The organism is Metabacillus hrfriensis (genome assembly GCF_030127205.1).
Lineage (GTDB): Bacteria > Bacillota > Bacilli > Bacillales > Bacillaceae > Bacillus_P > Bacillus_P dongyingensis.
Genome location: NZ_CP126116.1, coordinates 3,559,994 through 3,580,829, shown reverse-complemented (window position 1 = coordinate 3,580,829; position 20,836 = coordinate 3,559,994). Strand labels below are relative to the sequence as shown.

Below are 20,836 nucleotides of genomic sequence, written 5' to 3'. Positions count from 1 at the left end.
GCTCACCTGTTTGGTAAACAGGTGTTTTTTTATTTGAAAAGCACAATTCTTTAACAACATCCATTTTAGTTGATATACTATTGATAAAAAGTTCGGAGAGAAGAATATGGGAATTAAGCAGGATGAGCTTTTCTGGAAGTTAATCCATGATGTTGTCACGAAGCATGATTATCAGATGATCCGTTTATCAGATGATGAGCAGGAAGTCTTGCTTGGTCCATACAACAATAAAGAGTTTCAAATTGTTCGCTTTATTAGAAAGGACCTTGATTGGGGCAGTCAGCTGCAGCAGGATATTGAAAGAATAGCGATGCACATAGACCGCATCCGCAAACAGTCCTGGAAGCATCCCATACAATTATTAAATGTGTATATTTCTGCTTATCCTCCGGTAGATCATTGGGAGTTTCGAATTGAAAAACCTTATCATGAGGGACAAACCACTTTAAAATCAGTTGTCGTTCATAAAGATAATGAAGAGGAGATCCTCTTTTACCTTGAAAAGCTGCTTGGAGTAAGCCTATCTGTTAAAACATCAGATACAATTCACACTGCCATTTTAAAAAGTGAAGCCATTTCACACTCAAATCGCAGAATAAAGGAAGAAAAACAAATTTTCAATTTTGGAAAACCAATTTTCACCTACACGTTTACTGCGGTCCAAATCTTTATGTTTATGCTTTTAGAAGCAGCAGGCGGAAGTCAAAACACACAAACCTTAATTCAGTTTGGCGCTAAATACAACCCCTCTATTATTAGCGGTGAATGGTGGCGTTTCTTTACCCCAATTATTCTCCACATTGGCATGCTTCATCTCTTGATGAACACGCTGGCATTAATTTATATTGGCAGCGCAGTTGAGAAAATGTACGGTTCTGTTAAATTTTTAGTCATTTACTTATTTGCAGGTGCAGCAGGTACGCTTGCAAGCTTTGCTCTGAGTCCTTCCATATCTGCAGGAGCTTCAGGAGCCATCTTTGGATGTTTCGGTGCATTGCTTTATTTAGGAATTAGTAATCCAAAGCTGTTTTTCAGAACGATTGGCTCAAATTTAATTTTCATAATTGTGCTGAATCTTCTTTTTGGATTTGCTGTGCCGAATATTGATAATGCAGGTCATCTTGGAGGATTGTTTGGGGGCTTTTTAGCTGCGCTGATTGTTCAGCTGCCAAAACAGCACAAATGGGGACTGAGGCTGATTGGAGCCTTACTGTCCATTCTGTTTGTGGTTTTTGCCTACTTTTATGGATTCTATAATGGACAGGTATACTAAAAAACTTCAGGAGGGCAGGAAACTGCTCTTTTTCACATTAATAAACCTCCTAATTTTTTCTATCATTACGGATATTTCCTTTTTTACAGATAATTCTCTTGACGCACTACGACATTCCTTTATACTTTAATGTAGTTAGATTAAGTTTCAAATGAGTAGGTGGGAAAGTGAAAACAATCTATGATATTCAGCAGCTTTTAAAAAAGTATGGAACAATCATATACATTGGAGATCGTTCAGCTGATTTAGAACTTATGGAAATGGAAGTCAGACAGCTGTTTGACTCAAATCTTATCGAAGTTCAGGATTATCAGATGGCTGTGCTGCTTTTAAGACAAGAGGGCCAGCGCGTGAGGAAAAAAAGTTAAAGCAAACCGTTCAATGAATTGTGCAAGCGGTTTCTTAGAATAATATAAACAAAGGATGACAGAGACAATGACAGATAAATGGCTAGTAGGAATTGACTTAGGCGGCACAACAATTAAGATGGCGTTTATCAGCCATTATGGCGAAATGCTCGAAAAATGGGAAATACCGACAGATAAAAGCGGGAAAACGATAACAACAGATATTGCAAAAGCAATCGATGCTAAACTTGCCGAACTCGGACAAACGAAGTCAAAACTTGCCGGAATCGGCATGGGAGCCCCAGGTCCTGTGAATTTAGAAACAGGCCTTGTTTATGAAACAGTAAACTTAGGCTGGAAGAACTACCCGCTAAAGCATCATCTTGAAATCGAAACAGGTTTACAAGCGGTGATCGACAATGATGCAAATATTGCTGCTATCGGAGAAATGTGGAAAGGTGCCGGCGACGGAGCGAAAGATGTTATATGTGTAACTTTAGGTACAGGAGTAGGCGGAGGCATCATTTCAAATGGCATTGTCGTGCATGGTGTGAATGGAGCTGGCGGTGAGATCGGCCATATAACTTCTGTAGTAGAGGGAGGGGCCCCTTGTAATTGCGGCAAAGAAGGATGTCTTGAAACAATTGCTTCTGCAACCGGAATTGTAAGGCTTGCTGTAGAAAAGCTGAATGAGAGCGATTCACCTAGTACTCTTAGAAAATTATATGAGGAAAATGGAACTATTTCGTCAAGAGATGTTTTTGAAGCATCTGAACAAGGCGATTTAGTTGCTTCAGAGGTTGTTGAGTATATTACAAAACAACTGGGACTTGCTCTTGCCAATTTATCCAACGGTTTAAACCCGGAGAAGATTGTCATTGGCGGAGGTGTTTCAAAAGCGGGCGAACATTTAAGAAAAAGTACAGAAAAATATTTTAAGCGTTTTGCTTTTCCCCGCGTGGCAGAGGGAGCTTCCATTTCAATTGCTACTTTAGGCAATGATGCAGGAGTCATCGGCGGAGCTTGGCTTGTGAAAACAAAGCTTTCAACAGTGTGATGCACATATAAATAATATAATAAGTCATAATATAAAGGAGCTTTATCTTTGTGAGATAAGGCTCCTTTATTATTCCTGAATATTCTAAATAATTTTATTTCGGCAAATTTGAAACTTTTTTAGGTTTTATACGTCTAACTATAGGGTAAAAGGAATAAGCTGAACATTATTATTCTATCATCCTATTGTAAGGGCAATGTTAAAAACGATTGATTTTTTGTTAAAGAAGTATTAAGATATGATTTAGTTGTTTCATATCAGCCTAATTTATGGAAAATAAATAAATGGAATATAATCGTTACGCAGGTTCTAACGTATGAGGAGGTTATGAAATGCGTATTAAATCACTTTCTAAAATTTCATTTTTACTAATTGCGACATTGTTACTGTGGGTGAAAACATACATTGTCTACAAAACTAGCTTTGACATTAAAATTGAAAACTTCACACAGGAATTTATCCTCTTCATAAACCCATTAAGCTTTCTGCTGTTCATTTTTGGTTTTGGACTGTTTATGAAAGAGAAGAATCGAAACAGGTACATTTTGGGGGCAAGCATCATTGTTACGGCTGTCCTTATTGCCAATATTGTTTTCTACCGATTCTTTAATGATTTCTTAACAATTCCTGTATTATTTCAGACCAGCAATATGGGGGATCTTGGAAGCAGTATTTCTTCACTGTTTGAACCAATTGATTTATTGCTTTTAGTTGATATTGTCATTCTTTTTTGGCTTATGAAGCGTCCAAGATTCCAAACTCAGGCAGCTGTGACAAGAAAAGAAAAAACAGCTTTCTATCTACTAGTAGCTGGTGTCTTTTTCTTCAACCTTGGACTTGCTGAAACAGAGCGTCCGCAGCTATTAACACGATCTTTCGATAGAGAAATGCTTGTTAAAAATATCAGTGTTTATAACTTCCATATTTACGACGGGGTTCTGCAGTCGAAAACGTCTGCTCAGCGTGCACTCGCTGACAGCAACAGTCTTACTGAAATTGAAAACTATGTAAAAGCTAATAAAAAAGAGCCTAATGATGAAATGTTCGGCATTGCTGAAGGCCGAAATGTGATTATGGTTTCATTAGAATCTACACAGAGCTTTGTCATCAATGAAAAAATTAATGGAAAAGAGATTACACCATTCCTTAATGACTTTATTGGAGAAAGCTACAATTTTGATAATTTCTATCATCAGACTGGCCAGGGGAAAACATCGGATTCAGAGTTTATCGTGGATAACTCCCTTTACCCTCTTGGACGCGGTGCAGTTTTTTTCACAAACAGCAATAACGAATATGTAGCTACTCCGGAATTATTGAAAAATAAAGGCTACTACTCGGCTGTCTTCCATGCAAACAATAAAAGCTTCTGGAATCGTGATATCATGTATCAGGCTTTAGGATATGACAGATTCTTTGATGTGAATGATTACGAAGTAAACGCAGAAAATTCTGTCGGCTGGGGACTTAAAGACAAGGAATTCTTTGAACAATCTGTTGATCATATGAAAGAGTTGCCGCAGCCATTTTACAGCAAGCATATTACACTTACAAATCACTTCCCATTCGAACTGAATGAAGAAGACAAAATGGTAGATGAATTTAATTCAAATAGCAAAACATTGAATAACTACTTCCCGACTGTCCGTTATCAGGACGAAGCTTTGAAAAATTTCATTCAAAAGCTTAAAGATGAAGGGTTATATGAAAACTCTATCATTGTTTTATACGGTGATCACTATGGAATTTCAGAAAACCATAATGCTGCAATGGGTCAGTTTTTAGGAAAAGAAGTAACGCCTTTTGATGAAATCCAGCTGCAGAGAGTTCCGTTTGTTGTTCATATTCCAGGTGTAACAGATAAAAATCCTGAAACAATTTCAGATGTCTCAGGTCAAATAGACATTCGTCCAACACTTATGCATTTATTAGGAATTGAGACGAATGATGAAATTGAATTCGGCAAAGATTTATTCTCAAAAGACAAATTGCCTTTTACCGTACTGCGTGATGGAAGCTTCATTACAGACAAATTCGTATATACGAGCGGAACATGCTACGATAAATCAACCGGCGAACCGGCTGAAGATAATAAAGCATGTGAGCCGTATATGGAAAAAGCGAAGCAGGAATTAAATTACTCAGATAAAATCATCTATGGAGATTTATTGCGTTTCTATGATGAAATGAAAAATGGAAAAGATGAGAAAGAAACTCAGGAAGAAACAAATAAATAAATGATCAAAAGCTTTGGCCTTTAGGCCAAAGCTTTTTTTGTCAGTCTTTCTGACTGTTTTAATGCGTTTAACAAGAATAGGGAAGTTGAATCATATGCTAATAATAACCAAACATCAGGGAGGAATCAGGATGAAAGTCAGAGCAGAAAAAAACACAAATCTAAAAGAACTGTCAAATATATTGAACGTTCATGAGCAGCTGCTTTATGATTCAAATCCCCTTTTGAAATCAACGTTCATAAAGTCTGGTGAAACATTCAATATTCCTTATACTGAAAAATTGAAATGTCACATATCGTCCACTTCCAATAAGGCCCCGGTTAGGAATATAATAGACTTTTATGAGAGTAATGACTGTCTGCAAAAAACATCCGAGTTTATCCAAAAAAAACGGGCATATGATTACAATGTTCTTCTTGAAGATCTGGAAAAAGTAACGGAAGCTTTTCCGTTTATAGAGAAGCGGCCGATCGGACAAAGTGTACTCGGTCTTCCTATTTTTGAACTTCTGATTGGAACCGGCACAAAAAAGGTTCACATGAATGGATCATTTCATGCTAATGAATGGATTACAACATCCGTATTAATGTGCTGGCTTCATGAGTACCTGGAAGCAGTAGTAGATGGGGGTACATTTGAAGGGCATTCTGCGATGGATCTGTATCAAAATACGACTTTATCTTTTGTTCCAATGGTTAATCCTGATGGGGTCCAGCTGGTGATTAATGGACTGCCGCCAGAGCATTCCCATTACCAATCTGTTATGTTTATTAATAACAACAGTTTAGATTTTGAGCAATGGAAAGCCAATATTAATGGAGTAGATCTGAATAATCAGTATCCTGCATTCTGGGAAATAGAAAAGGAAAGAAAGATCCCTAAATTTCCTGCCTCGAGAGATTATCCTGGAGATGCTCCTCTTACCGAACCGGAATCTATTGCAATGGCTAAACTTGCTGATGCTGGAAAATTTGACCTCATAGTGGCTGTACATACCCAGGGTGAGGAGATCTATTGGGGGTACATGAACTGTGAACCGGAGGAAGCATTGTCCATTGTGACTGAATACAGCCGCCTCAGCGGATATAAAGCTATAAAGAATTTAGACAGTCATGCGGGTTTCCGGGATTGGTTTATTTATGAAAAGAAAAAATGCGGTTTCACCATAGAACTTGGCATTGGTGTCAATCCGCTGCCGCTAAATCAATTTGATGAGATATATGAAAAGAGCAGAGGGATTTTCTGGGCTTCATTATATTCTTTAAAATGATGAAACAATTTGATTGAATAAAACGTAATACAAGTTGTGAGACAGTAGAGGGGAGCATTCGTTGATGAGATTCAGAGTAACACTATTAGCAATCATAACGGCAATATTAATCACTGGCTGTTCGCAGCAATCTCATCAACCTCATGGTGTTTCTGAACTTGCAGAGTTAAGAAAGCCAGGAATAGAAGAACGGTATATCTCTGTTGATTTTCTTGAGGAAAAAAACCTTATTCCTTTATCGGATGAGGATTTCTTTTCAGTTGAAGGCTGGCTTGATAACCAGCATATACTTTACTTGAGCGAAAATGCGGAAAAATCAACGGCTTATAAATATAATCTCTTTACAGGTGAAAAAGAAATACTTTTTGAATCATCAGCTTCTATCGTGCAGCTCGAATTGAATCCTGAAAAAAATTTAATTCTTGTTCACGCCAGTCCATCAAGCTTTGAAGCAGAAATTACGATTATCGATCCAATGGGAAATGTGAAAACGAAACGGACAATTCCCTCTTCTGAGCTTACATTTTCATGGAGTCCGACAGGGGAACGATTATTTTTGACCTCTTTTGATGAAAACTGGACGTTTCAAACCTTCATATTGAATATGAGTGATTTTTCATTAGATAAAAATCCTGTGGAAATTCCATTTATACAGTGGCTGTCTGATGGGGAAGTAACGTATCTAAAATGGAATGAAGCCGAACCGCAATTAACAGCTCCTTTATATAAGCATTCATTAGTAAGTAAGAAGAAAGTTTTGATTGAAGAACATATTATTTCTCACGCGAATTTTAAAGATTATTCATTTGCTGTTCAGGTTGAGAATGAAGAAGAATCAATAGGTTCTTATACTTTTTATAATGGAAATTATGAGGATATTATTTATTCTTTTGATGTGGAGCTGCTGCCACTATACTCGGAATGGCTTGTACCTGAATTTGATTATTCCAGCAGAAGCGGTTTATTCTATACCTTTGTTCCTGGAACTGTGGAAAATAAATTCAATTTAACAGCTGTCGATCCTAAAAGCAAAAAAACGGAAGCCGTGTTAGAAAATATTGATAACAGCGAAATTAAAGTGTCTCCAAATGGGGAACTTGCCTTATATGGATCCTATTTAGAAAATGTGATTAACTTGAAAGACTACAAAATTAAAGGTATTGTAAAGTGAAAACATCTTAAAAGGCGGTAAGAATATATGGCAATTGCAGACGTAACCATTATCCCGATAGGCACCGAAACAGCAAGTGTAAGTGAATATGTAGCCGCAGTTCAATCAATTCTAAAAGAATATGAACGCGAGGGCAAAATTAAATTTCAGCTGACTCCAATGAATACAATAATTGAGGGTGAGTTATCAACCTTGCTTGACGTTATTAAAACCATTCATGAATCACCGTTTGAGAAGGGGATTAAGCGTGTGGCCACAAATATCCGCATCGATGACCGCAGAGATAAAACTTCAACGATGGAAAGCAAATTGAACAGTGTAAATCTTCACTCAAGGTAATAGTTAATTTCAAAAAAAGAAAAAGCGGCTGAATCTATTTCTGCTTACGCAGACAGACTCTCGCCGCTTTTTCCTATTTTAGGTTATAGGTGTATAAGATTTGGAGCAATCATTTCAAGCAATGCGCCAAACTCCAGGTCAGAAATGATCAGCCAAAAAAGTCAAACCAGGACCTTTCTGGCTGATTCTTATACGCTTACGGAGCTGAACAAGGCCCCTTGAGCTTTTCTTATTAATGCGCAGTAGGAAATCCATGATGGATGATTGTCATAACGGTGAACCATCCAAATACTGCAAGAGTACCTCCGGCAAAGACAATGCCAAGTACGTTTTTGCCTTTAAACGAGCGGTAAAGTCCGTATACAGACAGTAATGTAACTAGAGCGAATATAATAACTAATCCCATTTTGAAGCCCCCTGACGTATGTAAGTCTTTTTTTAAGTCGAAATGTAAACTGAGAATGAAAAACAAAATATTCCTTTTAATATTTTAAACGTTTTCATTCTTTTTGTCGAGGTCGATTTCTGCCGTTACATCATATGATTCAGCAATTTTTCGAACAAGCTCGGAGTCGTTTCTGTCCGCATAAAATGTTTTATCACTGACAGCGATTAAATGTTCCTCAAGCTGCAGCATACACATCTTCATCTGCGTGAAGTCAGTTGACTTGAGGTGAAAATGACAAACCATATCCTTGAATAGGTAGTGATTCCCTGAATCTGCAATGATTCCGTAGTCTGTATAAGAGCCATATAACTCTGTGGGGTGCAAAAGAATTAATTGGTGCATGTCCTCAAAGATCTTTTTGGAGATAAAGTTATTTTTTAAGAGGCTTGCCTGCTTGAAACAATCTGTTATCAGTATACTGTTATCTTTATCACAGTATTCATAATCGGTAATGATGTCATTAACATCCGCGTCTGAGTGCCATTCGATTCCATAATACACCTTCAACCCACTTTTCACTCCCATATCATTTAGTTCATGATAAGTTTAGTGTAGAATAGAAAGAAAAAACATGCAATCGGGGTGTTCATATGAAATGGGAGCAGATGCCTTTAGGACCTCTCCAAACAAATTGTTATCTAATTGCGAATTCTATAAAAGAATGTCTTGTCATTGATCCTGGCAGTGAAGGCGGAAAGTTAATTCATCATATTAGAAAAAGAGGATTAAAGCCAATCGCTATTCTGCTGACACATGCACACTTTGATCATATCGGCGCAGTCGATGATGTACGCGATCAATTTAATATACCTGTATACATTCACCGTAAAGAAAAGAAATGGCTTGCAAATCCGGCGATGAACGGTTCGATAGCTTTTATGTCACAGTCCATTTCTGCACGTGATGCAGATCACTTAATTGACCAGGAAGACAGGCTCACGGTTGGCTCTTTTTCGTGTCAAATATACGAAACGCCTGGACATTCACCAGGCAGCATTTCTTATTATTTTAAGGAAAGCGGCTTTGTTGTCTCAGGGGATGCTTTATTCGCAGGCAGCATTGGCAGAACAGATTTGCCGCAGGGTGACCATGGGCAGTTAATAAAAAGCATTCATCAAAAGCTGCTTACTCTGCCGGAGGATACAATTGTTCTGCCTGGACATGGACAAGAAACGACAATAGAAACTGAAATGGAAAGCAATCCATATTTAAATGGTTTCTAATGTTATTGATTATATACATAAACAAGGCAGAGCCATTACCTACTCAGAATACATGAATCTTGTCCTTTATCATCCGGAGATCGGGTATTATTCAAAGCATGAACGGAAAATCGGCAAAGATGGGGACTTCTATACTTCAAGCAATGTTTCTGATGTCTTTGCAAAAGTATTTGCCAAACTGTTTTCACGGCTGGTTAAAAGCGGAGCTGCTGAGCCTGCCTTTTGTGAATTGGGTGGAGGAACTGGAAGATTTTTATCAGCCATGCTCCATGAATGGCAGGATTTATCTCCTGAAACATTTAAAATACTGAATGTCTATTCCGCTGAAAAAAGCGGATTTCACAGAGAACTTCAATTAAGCGGCATTAAGCTGCATCGCCATACATCTGTTTCGTCCATACACGAGCTTCCAAAGCCATACAGAGGCATTCTATTTTCAAATGAATTGTTCGATGCCTTTCCTGTGGAAGTCATTGAAAAAAGACATAACCAATTGTTTGAAGTGTATATTTCTGTTAATCAAGAAAGTGGACTTGTTGAAAAGCTTGAACCCTTAAAAAATGATAAAATAAGAAATTACTTAGATTGGCAGAATATCCAGCTCAGCGAAGGACAGCGCTTTGAGATTCCACTAGCGATGCTCGAATATTTAGATGAGATAAATGCTTTAGCTGAGCAGGCAGTCATTGTTACAATTGACTATGGATATTCTAATAAAGAATGGCAGCATCCTGCAAGATTTGAAGGAAGCCTGCGGGGGTACTTCCGGCATAAAATGATGACTCCGCTGGAACGCCCATTTGAAATGGACCTGACTGCGCACATCCATTTCGATGCACTGGAAAAAAAAGCAGAGGAGTTAGGCTGGACTTTGCTGAAGAGAGAGAGACAGGATCTTTTTTTAGTGAATGCAGGAATCCTTTCTTATCTAAAGGAAAATGGAGAACTCAATCCCTTTGGGGAAGCGGCGAAACAAAATAGAGCAATTCGAAGTTTAATTATGCCTGATGGGATGAGTTCTTCTTTTCAAGTATATATACATGAAAAGGGAACAAACCTTCATGGAAAAGATATCTATTAAAAAAGGGTGAGCTGCCACTGGCAGCTCACCCTTTTTTAATTATTAATGCCCGCCCTGTCCAGGCACCATCATAAACGTCGTCCAATATGTAAAGCCAACAAAGAAAACAGTTAAATATGCTCCAAAAATGTAAATATACATCCGTTCAGATAATTTTAAATAAGATAAAAGCACAAAAAATCCAGTCTGTCCGAAGAATAATAATGAAGTCGTTTTCATATCTCCCAAATAAAACATGACAGCAAAGATGCCAGTCCAAAAGCCTAATACTCGGAACATGCGATCCATATGTCAATCCCTCCTTTGTTTAGTCCCTAAGTCCATCACTTTTTTTATTATAATGTACGTCCAATACCATTGTAAATAGCGTTTACATTCTAGAAGTGCCATTTATGTAACAAAGTGTAAACTTTTTATAAAAAAATGATTGTTTTTAGAGTGGTTATTTCTGTACAAAAGTTAAACAAATGCTGTACAATAAAATTAAATATTAAGAATTGCTGGGATCTGAAAGTTATTTTTAAACAAACCTTATACAAAAATGGGAGATGAAGAACAATGAATGAGTTAATTTTTTATAGTTATCCAAGCTGTACATCATGCAGAAAAACGAAGCATTGGTTAAAAGCACATAACATCGATTTCAGTGAAAAGCATTTGTTTCGTGAAACTCCTTCTTATACAGAACTTCAGAAAATTCTCCAGCTTACAACAGATGGCATGGATGAGATCTTAGCTACCCGCAGCCAAACGTATAAAGACTTAAATTTAAATATTGATGATCTTCCGTTGTCAGATGTAATAAAATTAATCATTGAAGAACCGAAGCTTTTAAGAAGACCGATTATAACAGACGGAAAAAAGCTTGTTGTAGGTTATAATCCCCAGTCACTTACAAAACTTGCAAAGAAAAAGGAAATTCATAAATCCGTTTCATGATTTATTAAGAACGATTTGTTCTTTATAGGAAACCTAATTCTATGAAAAATAGAGTAATCTTCAGAAATACTAAGTAAAGGTGATATATATGAGAAAATCACCCATTTTTAGAAATTTTCTTTCCGCCATTTTATTTGTATAGTGAATAGAAATAATTCATTATAAAGAACGAAAAGGTGGAGCAAAAATGACAGAAATTCAATTCTTTTTAGAGGGCATTGGCAATCGAAACGTTGCAACAGATTATTCAAGTCCAAATTACATTTCCGGTGAGATGAGCATTGAGAAAGCATCAAAGGAATTCGCTAAAAAGAACAAATTGAAATACATTGATCATGAAATCTTAAACAGCGGTTACCGGGTATATTATATAAAACCTTCATTACTCAAATCCAAGCGTAAACCATATATTTATTACGCCAAAAGAGAAGCATAGAAAAAACCTGCGAAGTTTCGCAGGTTTTTTCTATTTAATGAACTGGGCTAGCTGGATTCGAACCAGCGCATGACGGAGTCAAAGTCCGTTGCCTTACCGCTTGGCTATAGCCCAATGAAAATCTCTATACATTATTGACAGAAGATGAAAAATTATGCAGTTCGGTCCGTAATTATTTATTTCCTATAAAAGATAATGAAATTTTCAGGCGGAAAAGCAGTTAAAATGGATGATAAAACTTCATTTTAAGGATGTGCGTTTTGAAAGAAATTCAAGTACGCTGTGTATAACTGATCAGAAAGGAGGATGTCATGAATTCAATCGAACTGCTAAGTGAAAGAATTGTGGAAGAAGCGTGTTCATTAAATGCATCAGATATCCATTTTGTCCCGAGAGAACGGGATGCGGTCATTCAATATCGTATAGATGATGACCTCGTGGAAAATCGAACCATTAGAAAAGAAGTATGTGAACGGATCATCGCACATTTTAAATTTTTGGCATCAATGGATATCGGAGAAAGAAGGAGGCCGCAAAATGGGGCATTAGCCCTTTCAAATGAAACAATTGATGTTCAGCTTCGCTTGTCTACCCTGCCAACAATCTTTGAAGAAAGTCTTGTTATCCGCATACTTCCAAACGAAGTCATTCCGTCACTTGCGCACCTCTCCCTGTTTCCACAGTCAGCAAATAAGCTTCTCTCCTTTATCAACCACTCTCATGGTCTGATGGTATTTACCGGTCCGACCGGCTCAGGAAAAACGACCACCTTATATTCATTGATTCATTATGCGAAAAAAAATTTTAACCGCAGTATTATTACCCTTGAAGATCCTGTAGAAACGAAAAGCTCTGAAGTCCTGCAGGTACAGGTAAATGAAAAGGCTGGAATTACTTATGCAGTGGGGTTAAAAGCCATTCTAAGGCATGATCCGGACATTATAATGGTAGGTGAAATCAGGGACAGGGAAACTGCGCAAATTGCCATAAGAGCAGCTCTGACAGGACACTTGGTGTTATCAACTATGCATACAAGAGATGCAAAGGGAGCAATTTACAGAATGCTTGAATTTGATGTCAGTCTTTCTGAAATTGAACAAACATTTTTAGCTATTGTGGCACAAAGGCTTGTAGCAATGAAATGCCCTTATTGCTCAAATGAATGCTCTCCTCACTGCAAAAAGATGAGAAAGTCCAGACGTCTTGGAGTTTTCGAGATGCTTTATGGAAAAAATCTGACCCTTGCCTTAAAAGAAGCCCAGGGAGAGGAAGTGGATTGTGACTATATAACCTTAAAAGATGTTATTAAAAAAGGAATTGCTTTAGGCTATTTATCCAATCAGTCAATGCATAAATGGATTTATCAATATGAAGATTAAAAAAAAGTGGTTAATCAAAGATCAGGCAATGTTCTTAAACAGACTCAGCGATCTTTTGGAGAAAGGATATACGCTGAATGAAGCAATGAAGTTCACTTCAATTGATTTAAATGAGGAAAAGAAACAAGCTGTTTTCTTTTGCTTGAGGGAATTATCTAAAGGAGTACCTGTCCGCACAGCATTTGAAAAGCTGCGCTTCCATAATGAAGTGATAAGTTATTTGTACTTCGCAGAAAGGCATGGAGATCTTGAAATTGCTCTTAGAGAAGGGGGGGAAATGCTGAACCGGAAGCTTGTGCAGCACGAAAAAATGAAAAAAGTTCTGCAATATCCTCTTTTCCTCTTTTTCACGATTGGTATTCTTCTGTATATCTCTCAGTCAGTTATTGCTCCGCAGTTTCAGCAAATCTATTATTCAATGAATATTAAGCCAAGTATACTAACTGAAATTCTTTTTATGATCTTTCAGGGCACTAAGTTATTCCTCATTTTTATCATCGTGCTTTTTGTTCTTGGCAGCATTTTTTACATGAGCTATTTTAAAAAGCTTCTGCCGCAGGAAAAAATGAGAATTGCAATAAAAATTCCGCTCTGGAAGAAATTTGTGATCCTCATTAACAGTTATTACTTTTCTTTGCAGTTAAGCAATTTACTGAAAGGCGGATTATCTATATATGAAAGCCTGACTGTCTTTGAAAATCAAAACTTGCTCCCATTCTACAGGGATGAAGCTTCCTGGTTTATTGATCATCTAAAGAAAGGAGAACGTTTTGAAGGTTTAGTTGCACGAAACTTATTTTATGAGAAGGAGCTGACTCAGGTAATCGGTCATGGACAAGCAAATGGTCATTTAGCGAGGGAGTTATATACTTACAGTCAATTTGTTCTAGAACGGCTTGAAAACAAATTAATGAAATGCATTGTGCTGATACAGCCCGCAGCTTATTTTGCAGTCGGCATGACGGTCTTAATGATGTATTTATCAATGATTTTGCCAATGTATCATATGATGGAAGCTTTATAAAATCAGTCAAAAAGAGGGGACCGCCATGGTTAAAAATGAGAAAGGTTTTACTTTAATAGAAATGCTGATTGTATTGCTTGTGATTTCTGTCCTGCTTTTGATTACCATTCCAAACATTACGAAGCATCACTCGAATATTCAGGCAAAAGGATGCGAAGGGCTGAAAAATACAGTACAGGCCCAGTCAACTGCCTATCAAATTGAACAAAAAGCAGTACCCACTATAGAGGATCTTAAGACTGAGAAATATATTGAGGAATCCCCTGTTTGCCCGAATGGAACGGAGCTGATTATTGATGGTGATGGCAAGGTTGCTGAAAAGACAGAAGAATGAATCAGGCTATACATTGTTAGAAACGATTATGGTGATGAGCATTATGTCTGTTCTGATGGTGATAACGATGCTTTTTATTCAGCCCTTTCAAAGTCAAAAAAAAGCAGACTTGTTTTTTGAAGCGCTCGAAAGAGATGTCCTGTATGCTCAGCAGTATGCCATCTCAAATAAAATAGGTGTGATGATTCTATTTGACACGGCCAAAAATCAATACATCGGTGTAGAGGGAGGTATACCTGCGAAAAGGTTATTTACTGTTAAGTATGATTCGGGGATTCAAATGTCTCCCTTAACAATGGATGCCCGCGTCCAGTTTAATAGTGAAGGCGGAATATTATCAAGTGGATCGATGAGTGTGACCTTTCACAATAAGAAGTACAAGATGATCTTTTATATGGGAATGGGGAGAATGAAAATTGAAGGACAGTAAAGGCTTTACTATGGCTGAAACACTTATGGCCTTCAGCATTTGGTCGATGATTTCTCTTATATTGCTTCCTGCATCGGTCTATTTAAAAAAAGAGCGGGAAGAAAGCAAGGTTTACCATGAAGCCTTAGTTCTCCTGAAAGAGCACATTGAATTCTCAAATTTTGAAAATCTTGAAAAAGAGAACGTTAACCTTTTCATTAAAAATCAAGAGTTTAAGATAACATGGAGCAAGGAGGAAGAAATTGATCAAGCTTGCATCAAGTGGGAAAGCCATGAGGCTGCGAAGGAGGAATGCATGTATTCTTTTAGAGAATAAAGGATTTACATTTCTTAATATGATGTTCTCTTTAAGCATAGTCCTAATTATTGTTTCCTCTTCGGCCATCCTTATCCCTTACATTTATGGTATATCTGACAAGAAAAATGATTTGAATCTTCTTGAATGGGAAGTTTTTCTGCAGCAGACAGTTATTGAAATGCGGGAAGGAACGAATTTGAGTGTTGAGCCTCAAAGAATTTCTTTCACATCAAAATCAGGAAGAATCATTGAATATGAAAAATACGGCTATCTTATTCGCAGACAAGTGGATGGAACTGGCCATATCATCTGTCTCAGAAATGTCAAAAATATAAAATTTGAGCCAATTGCAGGCGGCGCATCCCTTACAGTTACCAGCATGACGGATAATGAATACCGCAGCAGCCTCAGAAGTTTTCATGAACTGAAGGTCATGAAATGAAAAACGAAAATGGATATATTCTGCCTTCCGTATCGATATTGGCTCTATTTTTCCTTATGGTTATCTTTCATCATACCGCTTTATATTTAACAGAAAAAAAGTTCTATCATGAAAGGAGCCAGACCGTTTTATTAGAAAATCTTATGCTGTATGGGGTTAAGCACTCCTTAAATCAGATTACTCAAGAAGATCATGCAGCACAGCAGCTCATTAAATTAAAAAACGGGACAATTGTTTATAATGTCTCGAAAAATGATTCAGAACATATTTATGTAGAACTATCCTGTGAAACAGAAAATAAGAACTTTACTTCAGCTAAATATAAATACAGTTTAATCCAAGAGGAAATTGTTTATTGGACTGTGTATTAAAGGATAGTTGAAAATCAACTCCCATTATGAGCAAATCTGTGTTAAAGTTATGAAAAAAATGCGGAGTGAGTGTTTGTGAAAGCTATTTTTTTAACAGGCTTTATGGGAACTGGAAAAACCACAATCGGAAAAGCATTGGCTGAAAAACTGAAATTACCTGTTTATGATATTGATGAATTCATTGCAGAAAAGACTGGAAAACAAGTGAAGACAATCTTTAAAGAACAGGGAGAGGGAGTATTCAGAGATCTGGAAACAAAATACATTCAGTTGCTCCCTCTGAAGGATGTTGTTATTACAACTGGAGGCGGGCTTCCTGTCCGCACAGAAAACCGAAAGTATATGATGGAGAATGGAACTGTCGTTTTTTTGCATACTGATCTGGATGTCATTTTTGAACGGCTAAAGCAGGATGAAAATCGGCCGCTTGCTTTACATGCTTCAAAAGATGAGCTTACTGAATTATTTTTATCCCGCAAAACAGCTTATGAGGATTGTTCATTTATGATAAATACGACAGGAAAATCAATTAATGATATTACTGAAGAAATTATTGAGAGACTAGAAAGACAAGACACTGGCTATACTGAATAAAAAAGTGTACATGAGGTGTTTGTTTTGTCTACAAATGATTATGTGAAATATATGACTCAGCAATTAGTTCGTTACATGGATACACCAAAGGAAGAACGAAAAGCAAAAAAGTCAATCCGTAAAACAGAACGGAGCCCTTTGGCAAACAGATGGTTCGGAATTTTGCCATTTGCTGTCATGTTTTTCATGAGGAAGAAAAGGTAAAGTGCTTGCAGTACAGCACTTTTTTTTTGAATTCAATGTTTAGCAGGCGATACAAAAATGTTTGCTCAATCTTACAATACAAATATGAACATTAGAAGACGGACTATGTGATCCTGAAAATAGAGTGAAGGAAATGCGTGGAAGGTTTGACTTTACTCAGGAAATTCTTGCAGCACAAAAGACAGAACAGGTTTTGTTTTAGCTTTGATTCAGCTTCTGGCAGGTGCATCTATTAATGATGTAACCGATCAATTTCTTTTATCAAACGGGTTTATTGGGCCGCGCATGAAAAAGATTGAGCGCTTTATTAGATACTTTAGCTTGTTCCGTGTGTCGTCTGAACAATTAAAGCCTGTATTAGAAGTGAGACGGGAATATTTACTTGAAGTGTATGACGAAGTACGGAACGATTGAAAATTATGCTGGAATGGTTTGCTGGATTAATCAGGATCATATAGAGAAGCTAAAACAAAATCTGCTTGATTAACCAAAAAAGGTGCCCTTTGGGTACCTTTTCTGGTTTTTATCAGGATGTTCGTGTCATTTATTACTGTTCGGTCAAATCGTTCCTGTATGCTCTAATCTGCCTCTTCTAGCACTTGTATTTTTTTCACTTTTTCTGATTTGGCATCATAAGAGATCGTTACAAAAACACCAATGTCTTTCATTCCTTCACGTACAGTAACCTTATATTGTTTTACTGTTTGATTCTTTTTGGTATTATCCCAAATCTTCTGTGCAAATAGAACCTGTGACAAAGGATAACGCTTTTTCGTCTCTTTGACAGCAAAGTCTTTCCAATCTGTGTGCTGTGAGGCAGAAACAGTACTGGAAATTGAAACCATTGAGGGAGTAAATCCGTATATAAAGAGAAGAAGCAATAAAACAATCGATTTTTTCAAACGTATCACCTTCCTTTTTAGTTATTTTTACCAAAACAGGAGCAGGTATTCAAAAAGAGTTTATTATCTGAAGGGGGCAATAAAATGGTATTCGTGATTATTTTCTTTTTTATTTTAGTTATTGCTGCAATTATTACAGACGGGTATAGAAGTAAAAAAAGACGGAGAGGCTCTGATTCCTCCGCTATATTTCCTTTTGCAGGATCAGATTCGGATGATCGTCATCACGAGGACTCTGGCTTTTTTGACTGGGGAGGCGGAGGAGATTCAGGCGGCAGTGACGGCGGAGGAGGAGGGGGAGGGGGAGATTAACCGGAGTAAGGCCGTTACTGAGCGGCTTTCTTTTTTTTAATTTGTACGAAAAAAGGAGAGATATGAAAAAATGTTCTTTATAAAGTGATGAAAAAATAAGAAAAAGAGAGGAAATAGCAGATAATCCATGAAATATGTTCTTTAAAACGAAAAAATGACGGTATTTGATAATATATTATTTGCATTTAACGGCATATAATTTAAATGATCTATTTAAAAATACTTCTCGAAAGTAAATGATGTAATAGATTTTTAGTAATCAATTACTGCCGGAATGTTCTTAATAAAGAATATTATTCAGTAAATTATAAAGGGGATGTCTCCCTTGAAACAGGCTTTCATATTCTTGGCTGTTGTCAATGCATTAGATGCAGGGCTTACTGTTATTGGCCTTCACTACAATTTAATAGCTGAAGCTAATCCATTTATGAAGTTGTTTTATGAGATACATCCCTTACTATTTGCAGGCTTTAAACTATCTTTTTCCATTTTCCTGTATTTATTTATTTATTACAGGTGCTTGCCGTCGTCATTGGCAGTAAAATTCATTGCTTATACGGCTTCTTTTGCTTATGGGATTATTTTAGCGATGCATGTTTATTGGATTCATTTAATTTTCATATAAAGCGGGGGACAGTTTTATGTATAAAAAACTTTGCAATCGCTGTTATCAGCCGTCATTCAGCAGCTGTCCGGCAGAACGATGGATTTGTCCAATCTGCACAAATGATCTAACAAAAATAAAAGCAAATCGAGCGTTGAATTTGCCGAGTCCTAAACCGGAAAAGTATTTATCAAAGAACGGAACAAAATTAGCCCCGCATTTTAATAAATACGCATAATTAAAACGCTCTGGGAATATGCCAGAACGCCTACTTAATGTATGGATTAGTTATCTTAATCTAAATAAAATTACAGAACGAAAAAAGTACACAAGCTTTCTATTTATCTTGGTTCATTTTCCACCGGTTAAATTCAAGAAATTCACGAAATTGATCCTTCGTTACACCAGAATCCATCGCTTCTTTAACAAGGTTTGCCCATTCATTATCAAGATTATCTTTTTTTGTCTCATAAATTGATTCGTCTAATATTAGGGTATTCATGGATACTCCCAGTACGGATGAGACTTTTTCAAGAAATTGAACAGAAGGATTAGACTGCAGATTCCGTTCAATTGAACTTAAATATGATTTAGCAACACCAGCGCGATCGGCAAGCTCTGATAGAGAAAGTCCTCGTTCTTTACGGTATTTACGGATGCGTTCACCAATCATATGATCACCTTCCCAGAGTCATTATAGCATATAACGAAGGAGGTGTTATATATATAGAACGATTTTTACAAAAAAATATGTACAATTTCTGTTTGTCAATTTTTAAGTGTTTGCGTTTTCAAAAATTCTCTTATTTCTTCTTTGCTGATTCCCATTTGCAAAGCTGACAGTATTAAATCTTTCCATTCTTGATCCATCTTTTCTACTTCCTTCATTAACATCTCCATTTTTTCTCCTCCTAAAATACGTCTCTGTATTTCAGGCAGTCCAGCCATCATAGTTAATTACGAACCTTAGATCTGTGACTTTGCGTCCTTGCTTTTCAGCAAGTTTGCCTTTGTCTGATTATGTGCAATAGTAGAGTCTGCAAAATCAAATATTTGTTTCTTTAGTCCTTAAGGTATATATATCTTATTTACTACTATTATAAAAAATGGTTTTTACTTTTTGTGCTGAAATGTGTCGATTGCAAAAAAAAATTTCAATTATTAGAAAATATTAGAATTAATTGGGTGTAACTTCCTTTATTGTAGGCATTTTGATGGACTTTGATTTTATGATACGACAGAAAATTTTACGAAAAATAACAAACTGCAAAAACTTATTTTCTCTTTTGAAAATAAGTTTTTGCAGTTTTTCGACATTAATAGAACGCATTTTGCGACAAATAAAAAATTCCGCCATTTACAATCGAAACATTTATTTGCGGATCATATAATTCTTTTAATGCTGCTTTTTCTAATTGGTAGGATTCCGGTTTCTCATCAAGATCTTCATAAAAATGACTGAGCAGCATCATATCAGAGTTCCAGCGCTGTCTTGCATCGTCTGCCCATGAGTGGTCATCCTTCTCAATAATAGATTGGATATAGTTCTGAATGCGATTTAACCCGCTTTGTTCCTTAATCATTGGGGATGTTGTAAAGCAAAGATCAGGAATTCGCGGTGTTAAGGTCATTTTTTCTAAATGATCCTGAAAATTTTCCAGGATTGCTCCGCTGATCAAATGGAGACCGATTGAATATAAATGGTCCTTCTTTTTGTCGCTCTGATAAGATACCATGACATTTACTCCGAGCCATGGGTGCAGTGATTGCGAGCTTCCTTTATTCGGAGAGTTTTCATAAAGGCGGATGTGACTTCCAAGTTTTTTGCTCGTCTGGTAAATCTGATGGAGTCTTGGTGCTCCGAAATGCATAATTTCTCCTTTTAAATCTTCAGGAGCCTGTTTGGCATCTGTAAGAAATGTCACCTGCATAGGATTTGGAACACCGCCGGTTTTTTCAAGATAGGTCCAGTAAAAAGGACGGTTCATCAGCTCTTTATCCATTTCGATTGTTAACTGCACAGTCATATATCCTGGGTGTTTATCAGTGATTTGACACGAATTTGCTGTAAAAAAACTTTCTAAAAATTGACTGATCTCTTGCTGCAGCATTTCTCTGAAG

The 20,836-nt window shown here is 36.8% G+C and carries 30 protein-coding genes, 1 tRNA gene, 1 pseudogene and 1 riboswitch; of the genes and pseudogenes, 24 read left to right on the top strand and 8 right to left on the bottom strand.

What is annotated here, in order from left to right:
* Positions 1 to 106 precede the first annotated feature (106 nt).
* The 7 genes from QLQ22_RS17790 to QLQ22_RS17760 all read left to right on the top strand — a co-directional run bounded on the left by QLQ22_RS17790 (position 107) and on the right by QLQ22_RS17760 (position 7,694).
* Positions 107 to 1,273: a rhomboid family intramembrane serine protease gene (locus QLQ22_RS17790; RefSeq protein ID WP_223436706.1), complete on the top strand. Its 1,167-nt coding sequence runs from the start codon at positions 107 to 109 to the stop codon at positions 1,271 to 1,273.
* 167 nt (positions 1,274 to 1,440) lie between these two features.
* The gene (locus QLQ22_RS17785; protein ID WP_223436705.1) at positions 1,441 to 1,641 is read left to right on the top strand and encodes a YqgQ family protein; all 201 of its coding nucleotides are present in this window, start codon (positions 1,441 to 1,443) and stop codon (positions 1,639 to 1,641) included.
* 67 nt (positions 1,642 to 1,708) lie between these two features.
* Positions 1,709 to 2,677 carry an ROK family glucokinase gene (locus QLQ22_RS17780; RefSeq protein WP_223436703.1) on the top strand — a complete coding sequence of 323 codons (969 nt, stop codon included), beginning with the start codon at positions 1,709 to 1,711 and terminating at the stop codon, positions 2,675 to 2,677.
* Positions 2,678 to 3,009: 332 nt separating this feature from the next.
* Positions 3,010 to 4,914, top strand: a complete 1,905-nt coding sequence (locus QLQ22_RS17775; RefSeq protein WP_223436701.1) for an LTA synthase family protein — start codon at positions 3,010 to 3,012, stop codon at positions 4,912 to 4,914.
* A 130-nt stretch (positions 4,915 to 5,044) separates the two neighbouring features.
* A complete protein-coding gene (locus QLQ22_RS17770; protein ID WP_223436699.1) occupies positions 5,045 to 6,184 on the top strand; it encodes a M14 family metallopeptidase in 1,140 nt (379 codons plus the stop codon).
* A 64-nt stretch (positions 6,185 to 6,248) separates the two neighbouring features.
* Positions 6,249 to 7,355, top strand: coding sequence for a YqgU-like beta propeller domain-containing protein (locus tag QLQ22_RS17765; RefSeq protein ID WP_338037047.1), 1,107 nt, complete (start codon positions 6,249 to 6,251; stop codon positions 7,353 to 7,355).
* Between the two features lie 27 nt (positions 7,356 to 7,382).
* Complete coding sequence (locus QLQ22_RS17760; protein ID WP_223436695.1) at positions 7,383 to 7,694, top strand: MTH1187 family thiamine-binding protein; 312 nt, start codon at positions 7,383 to 7,385, stop codon at positions 7,692 to 7,694.
* Positions 7,695 to 7,926: 232 nt separating this feature from the next.
* Here the strand turns inward: QLQ22_RS17760 and QLQ22_RS17755 are convergent, their stop codons facing one another.
* A complete protein-coding gene (locus QLQ22_RS17755; RefSeq protein ID WP_223436693.1) occupies positions 7,927 to 8,100 on the bottom strand; it encodes a DUF2759 domain-containing protein in 174 nt (57 codons plus the stop codon).
* 84 nt (positions 8,101 to 8,184) lie between these two features.
* Entirely contained in the window at positions 8,185 to 8,649 is a 465-nt protein-coding gene (locus tag QLQ22_RS17750; RefSeq protein ID WP_223436691.1) for a hypothetical protein, read from the bottom strand.
* Positions 8,650 to 8,732: 83 nt separating this feature from the next.
* Between QLQ22_RS17750 and QLQ22_RS17745 the strand changes: the two genes are divergently transcribed.
* Positions 8,733 to 9,365 (top strand): MBL fold metallo-hydrolase, encoded by a 633-nt coding sequence (locus QLQ22_RS17745; protein WP_223436689.1) that lies wholly within the window; start codon positions 8,733 to 8,735, stop codon positions 9,363 to 9,365.
* On the top strand, positions 9,355 to 10,446 hold the full coding sequence (locus QLQ22_RS17740; protein ID WP_284015281.1) for a class I SAM-dependent methyltransferase: 1,092 nt from the start codon (positions 9,355 to 9,357) through the stop codon (positions 10,444 to 10,446). Before QLQ22_RS17745 ends, QLQ22_RS17740 begins: the two co-directional genes overlap by 11 nt.
* Positions 10,447 to 10,488: 42 nt before the next feature.
* Here QLQ22_RS17740 and QLQ22_RS17735 read toward each other — a convergent pair whose 3' ends face one another.
* Positions 10,489 to 10,734: a DUF2626 domain-containing protein gene (locus tag QLQ22_RS17735; protein ID WP_070876617.1), complete on the bottom strand. Its 246-nt coding sequence runs from the start codon at positions 10,732 to 10,734 to the stop codon at positions 10,489 to 10,491.
* A gap of 270 nt (positions 10,735 to 11,004) precedes the next feature.
* On the opposite strand from QLQ22_RS17735, the gene QLQ22_RS17730 reads away from it, so the two are divergent.
* Both QLQ22_RS17730 and QLQ22_RS17725 read left to right on the top strand, forming a co-directional pair.
* Positions 11,005 to 11,385 carry a Spx/MgsR family RNA polymerase-binding regulatory protein gene (locus QLQ22_RS17730; RefSeq protein WP_223436686.1) on the top strand — a complete coding sequence of 127 codons (381 nt, stop codon included), beginning with the start codon at positions 11,005 to 11,007 and terminating at the stop codon, positions 11,383 to 11,385.
* 187 nt (positions 11,386 to 11,572) lie between these two features.
* Positions 11,573 to 11,821 (top strand): hypothetical protein, encoded by a 249-nt coding sequence (locus tag QLQ22_RS17725; RefSeq protein ID WP_223436684.1) that lies wholly within the window; start codon positions 11,573 to 11,575, stop codon positions 11,819 to 11,821.
* Positions 11,822 to 11,863: 42 nt separating this feature from the next.
* On the opposite strand, the gene QLQ22_RS17720 is transcribed toward QLQ22_RS17725, so the two are convergent.
* Positions 11,864 to 11,935: transfer RNA gene (locus QLQ22_RS17720), tRNA-Gln, on the bottom strand.
* 197 nt (positions 11,936 to 12,132) lie between these two features.
* Here QLQ22_RS17720 and comGA point away from each other — a divergent pair.
* The 10 genes and pseudogenes from comGA to QLQ22_RS17670 all read left to right on the top strand — a co-directional run.
* A complete protein-coding gene (gene comGA / locus QLQ22_RS17715; RefSeq protein WP_223436682.1) occupies positions 12,133 to 13,200 on the top strand; it encodes a competence type IV pilus ATPase ComGA in 1,068 nt (355 codons plus the stop codon).
* Entirely contained in the window at positions 13,190 to 14,224 is a 1,035-nt protein-coding gene (gene comGB / locus QLQ22_RS17710) for a competence type IV pilus assembly protein ComGB (protein WP_252207187.1), read from the top strand. The genes comGA and comGB overlap by 11 nt, the downstream gene beginning before the upstream one ends.
* 25 nt (positions 14,225 to 14,249) lie before the next feature.
* On the top strand, positions 14,250 to 14,558 hold the full coding sequence (gene comGC, locus QLQ22_RS17705; RefSeq protein WP_223436678.1) for a competence type IV pilus major pilin ComGC: 309 nt from the start codon (positions 14,250 to 14,252) through the stop codon (positions 14,556 to 14,558).
* A complete protein-coding gene (gene comGD, locus QLQ22_RS17700; protein WP_223436676.1) occupies positions 14,536 to 14,988 on the top strand; it encodes a competence type IV pilus minor pilin ComGD in 453 nt (150 codons plus the stop codon). The genes comGC and comGD overlap by 23 nt, the downstream gene beginning before the upstream one ends.
* On the top strand, positions 14,975 to 15,304 hold the full coding sequence (comGE, locus tag QLQ22_RS17695) for a competence type IV pilus minor pilin ComGE (protein ID WP_223436674.1): 330 nt from the start codon (positions 14,975 to 14,977) through the stop codon (positions 15,302 to 15,304). Before comGD ends, comGE begins: the two co-directional genes overlap by 14 nt.
* Entirely contained in the window at positions 15,231 to 15,728 is a 498-nt protein-coding gene (gene comGF, locus QLQ22_RS17690) for a competence type IV pilus minor pilin ComGF (RefSeq protein WP_284015280.1), read from the top strand. Before comGE ends, comGF begins: the two co-directional genes overlap by 74 nt.
* On the top strand, positions 15,725 to 16,099 hold the full coding sequence (comGG, locus tag QLQ22_RS17685; RefSeq protein WP_223436671.1) for a competence type IV pilus minor pilin ComGG: 375 nt from the start codon (positions 15,725 to 15,727) through the stop codon (positions 16,097 to 16,099). The genes comGF and comGG overlap by 4 nt, the downstream gene beginning before the upstream one ends.
* Before the next feature lie 75 nt (positions 16,100 to 16,174).
* Positions 16,175 to 16,693, top strand: coding sequence for a shikimate kinase (locus tag QLQ22_RS17680; RefSeq protein ID WP_284015279.1), 519 nt, complete (start codon positions 16,175 to 16,177; stop codon positions 16,691 to 16,693).
* 24 nt (positions 16,694 to 16,717) lie between these two features.
* A complete protein-coding gene (locus tag QLQ22_RS17675) occupies positions 16,718 to 16,897 on the top strand; it encodes a YqzE family protein (RefSeq protein ID WP_223436668.1) in 180 nt (59 codons plus the stop codon).
* A 189-nt stretch (positions 16,898 to 17,086) separates the two neighbouring features.
* Positions 17,087 to 17,311 (top strand): annotated as a pseudogene (locus tag QLQ22_RS17670) (tyrosine-protein phosphatase); the annotation flags it as partial.
* Between the two features lie 164 nt (positions 17,312 to 17,475).
* Here the strand turns inward: QLQ22_RS17670 and QLQ22_RS17665 are convergent.
* The gene (locus QLQ22_RS17665; protein WP_420828874.1) at positions 17,476 to 17,742 is read right to left on the bottom strand and encodes a DUF3889 domain-containing protein; all 267 of its coding nucleotides are present in this window, start codon (positions 17,740 to 17,742) and stop codon (positions 17,476 to 17,478) included.
* A 141-nt stretch (positions 17,743 to 17,883) separates the two neighbouring features.
* Between QLQ22_RS17665 and QLQ22_RS17660 the strand changes: the two genes are divergently transcribed.
* The 3 genes from QLQ22_RS17660 to QLQ22_RS17650 all read left to right on the top strand — a co-directional run bounded on the left by QLQ22_RS17660 (position 17,884) and on the right by QLQ22_RS17650 (position 18,953).
* Complete coding sequence (locus QLQ22_RS17660; RefSeq protein ID WP_252207183.1) at positions 17,884 to 18,111, top strand: hypothetical protein; 228 nt, start codon at positions 17,884 to 17,886, stop codon at positions 18,109 to 18,111.
* A gap of 325 nt (positions 18,112 to 18,436) precedes the next feature.
* Positions 18,437 to 18,736 (top strand): DUF5658 family protein, encoded by a 300-nt coding sequence (locus tag QLQ22_RS17655; RefSeq protein ID WP_252207182.1) that lies wholly within the window; start codon positions 18,437 to 18,439, stop codon positions 18,734 to 18,736.
* Positions 18,737 to 18,752: 16 nt separating this feature from the next.
* Positions 18,753 to 18,953 carry a hypothetical protein gene (locus QLQ22_RS17650; RefSeq protein WP_223436660.1) on the top strand — a complete coding sequence of 67 codons (201 nt, stop codon included), beginning with the start codon at positions 18,753 to 18,755 and terminating at the stop codon, positions 18,951 to 18,953.
* A gap of 99 nt (positions 18,954 to 19,052) precedes the next feature.
* Here QLQ22_RS17650 and QLQ22_RS17645 read toward each other — a convergent pair whose 3' ends face one another.
* The 3 genes from QLQ22_RS17645 to QLQ22_RS17635 form a co-directional block, all read right to left on the bottom strand.
* Entirely contained in the window at positions 19,053 to 19,388 is a 336-nt protein-coding gene (locus tag QLQ22_RS17645; RefSeq protein ID WP_223436659.1) for a helix-turn-helix domain-containing protein, read from the bottom strand.
* A 95-nt stretch (positions 19,389 to 19,483) separates the two neighbouring features.
* Positions 19,484 to 19,615 (bottom strand): anti-repressor SinI family protein, encoded by a 132-nt coding sequence (locus QLQ22_RS17640; RefSeq protein WP_223436657.1) that lies wholly within the window; start codon positions 19,613 to 19,615, stop codon positions 19,484 to 19,486.
* A 31-nt stretch (positions 19,616 to 19,646) separates the two neighbouring features.
* A riboswitch (cyclic di-GMP riboswitch) is annotated at positions 19,647 to 19,734 on the bottom strand.
* Positions 19,735 to 20,031: 297 nt separating this feature from the next.
* Positions 20,032 to 20,826: a YqhG family protein gene (locus QLQ22_RS17635; RefSeq protein ID WP_223436655.1), complete on the bottom strand. Its 795-nt coding sequence runs from the start codon at positions 20,824 to 20,826 to the stop codon at positions 20,032 to 20,034.
* Between the last annotated feature and the right edge of the window lie 10 nt (positions 20,827 to 20,836).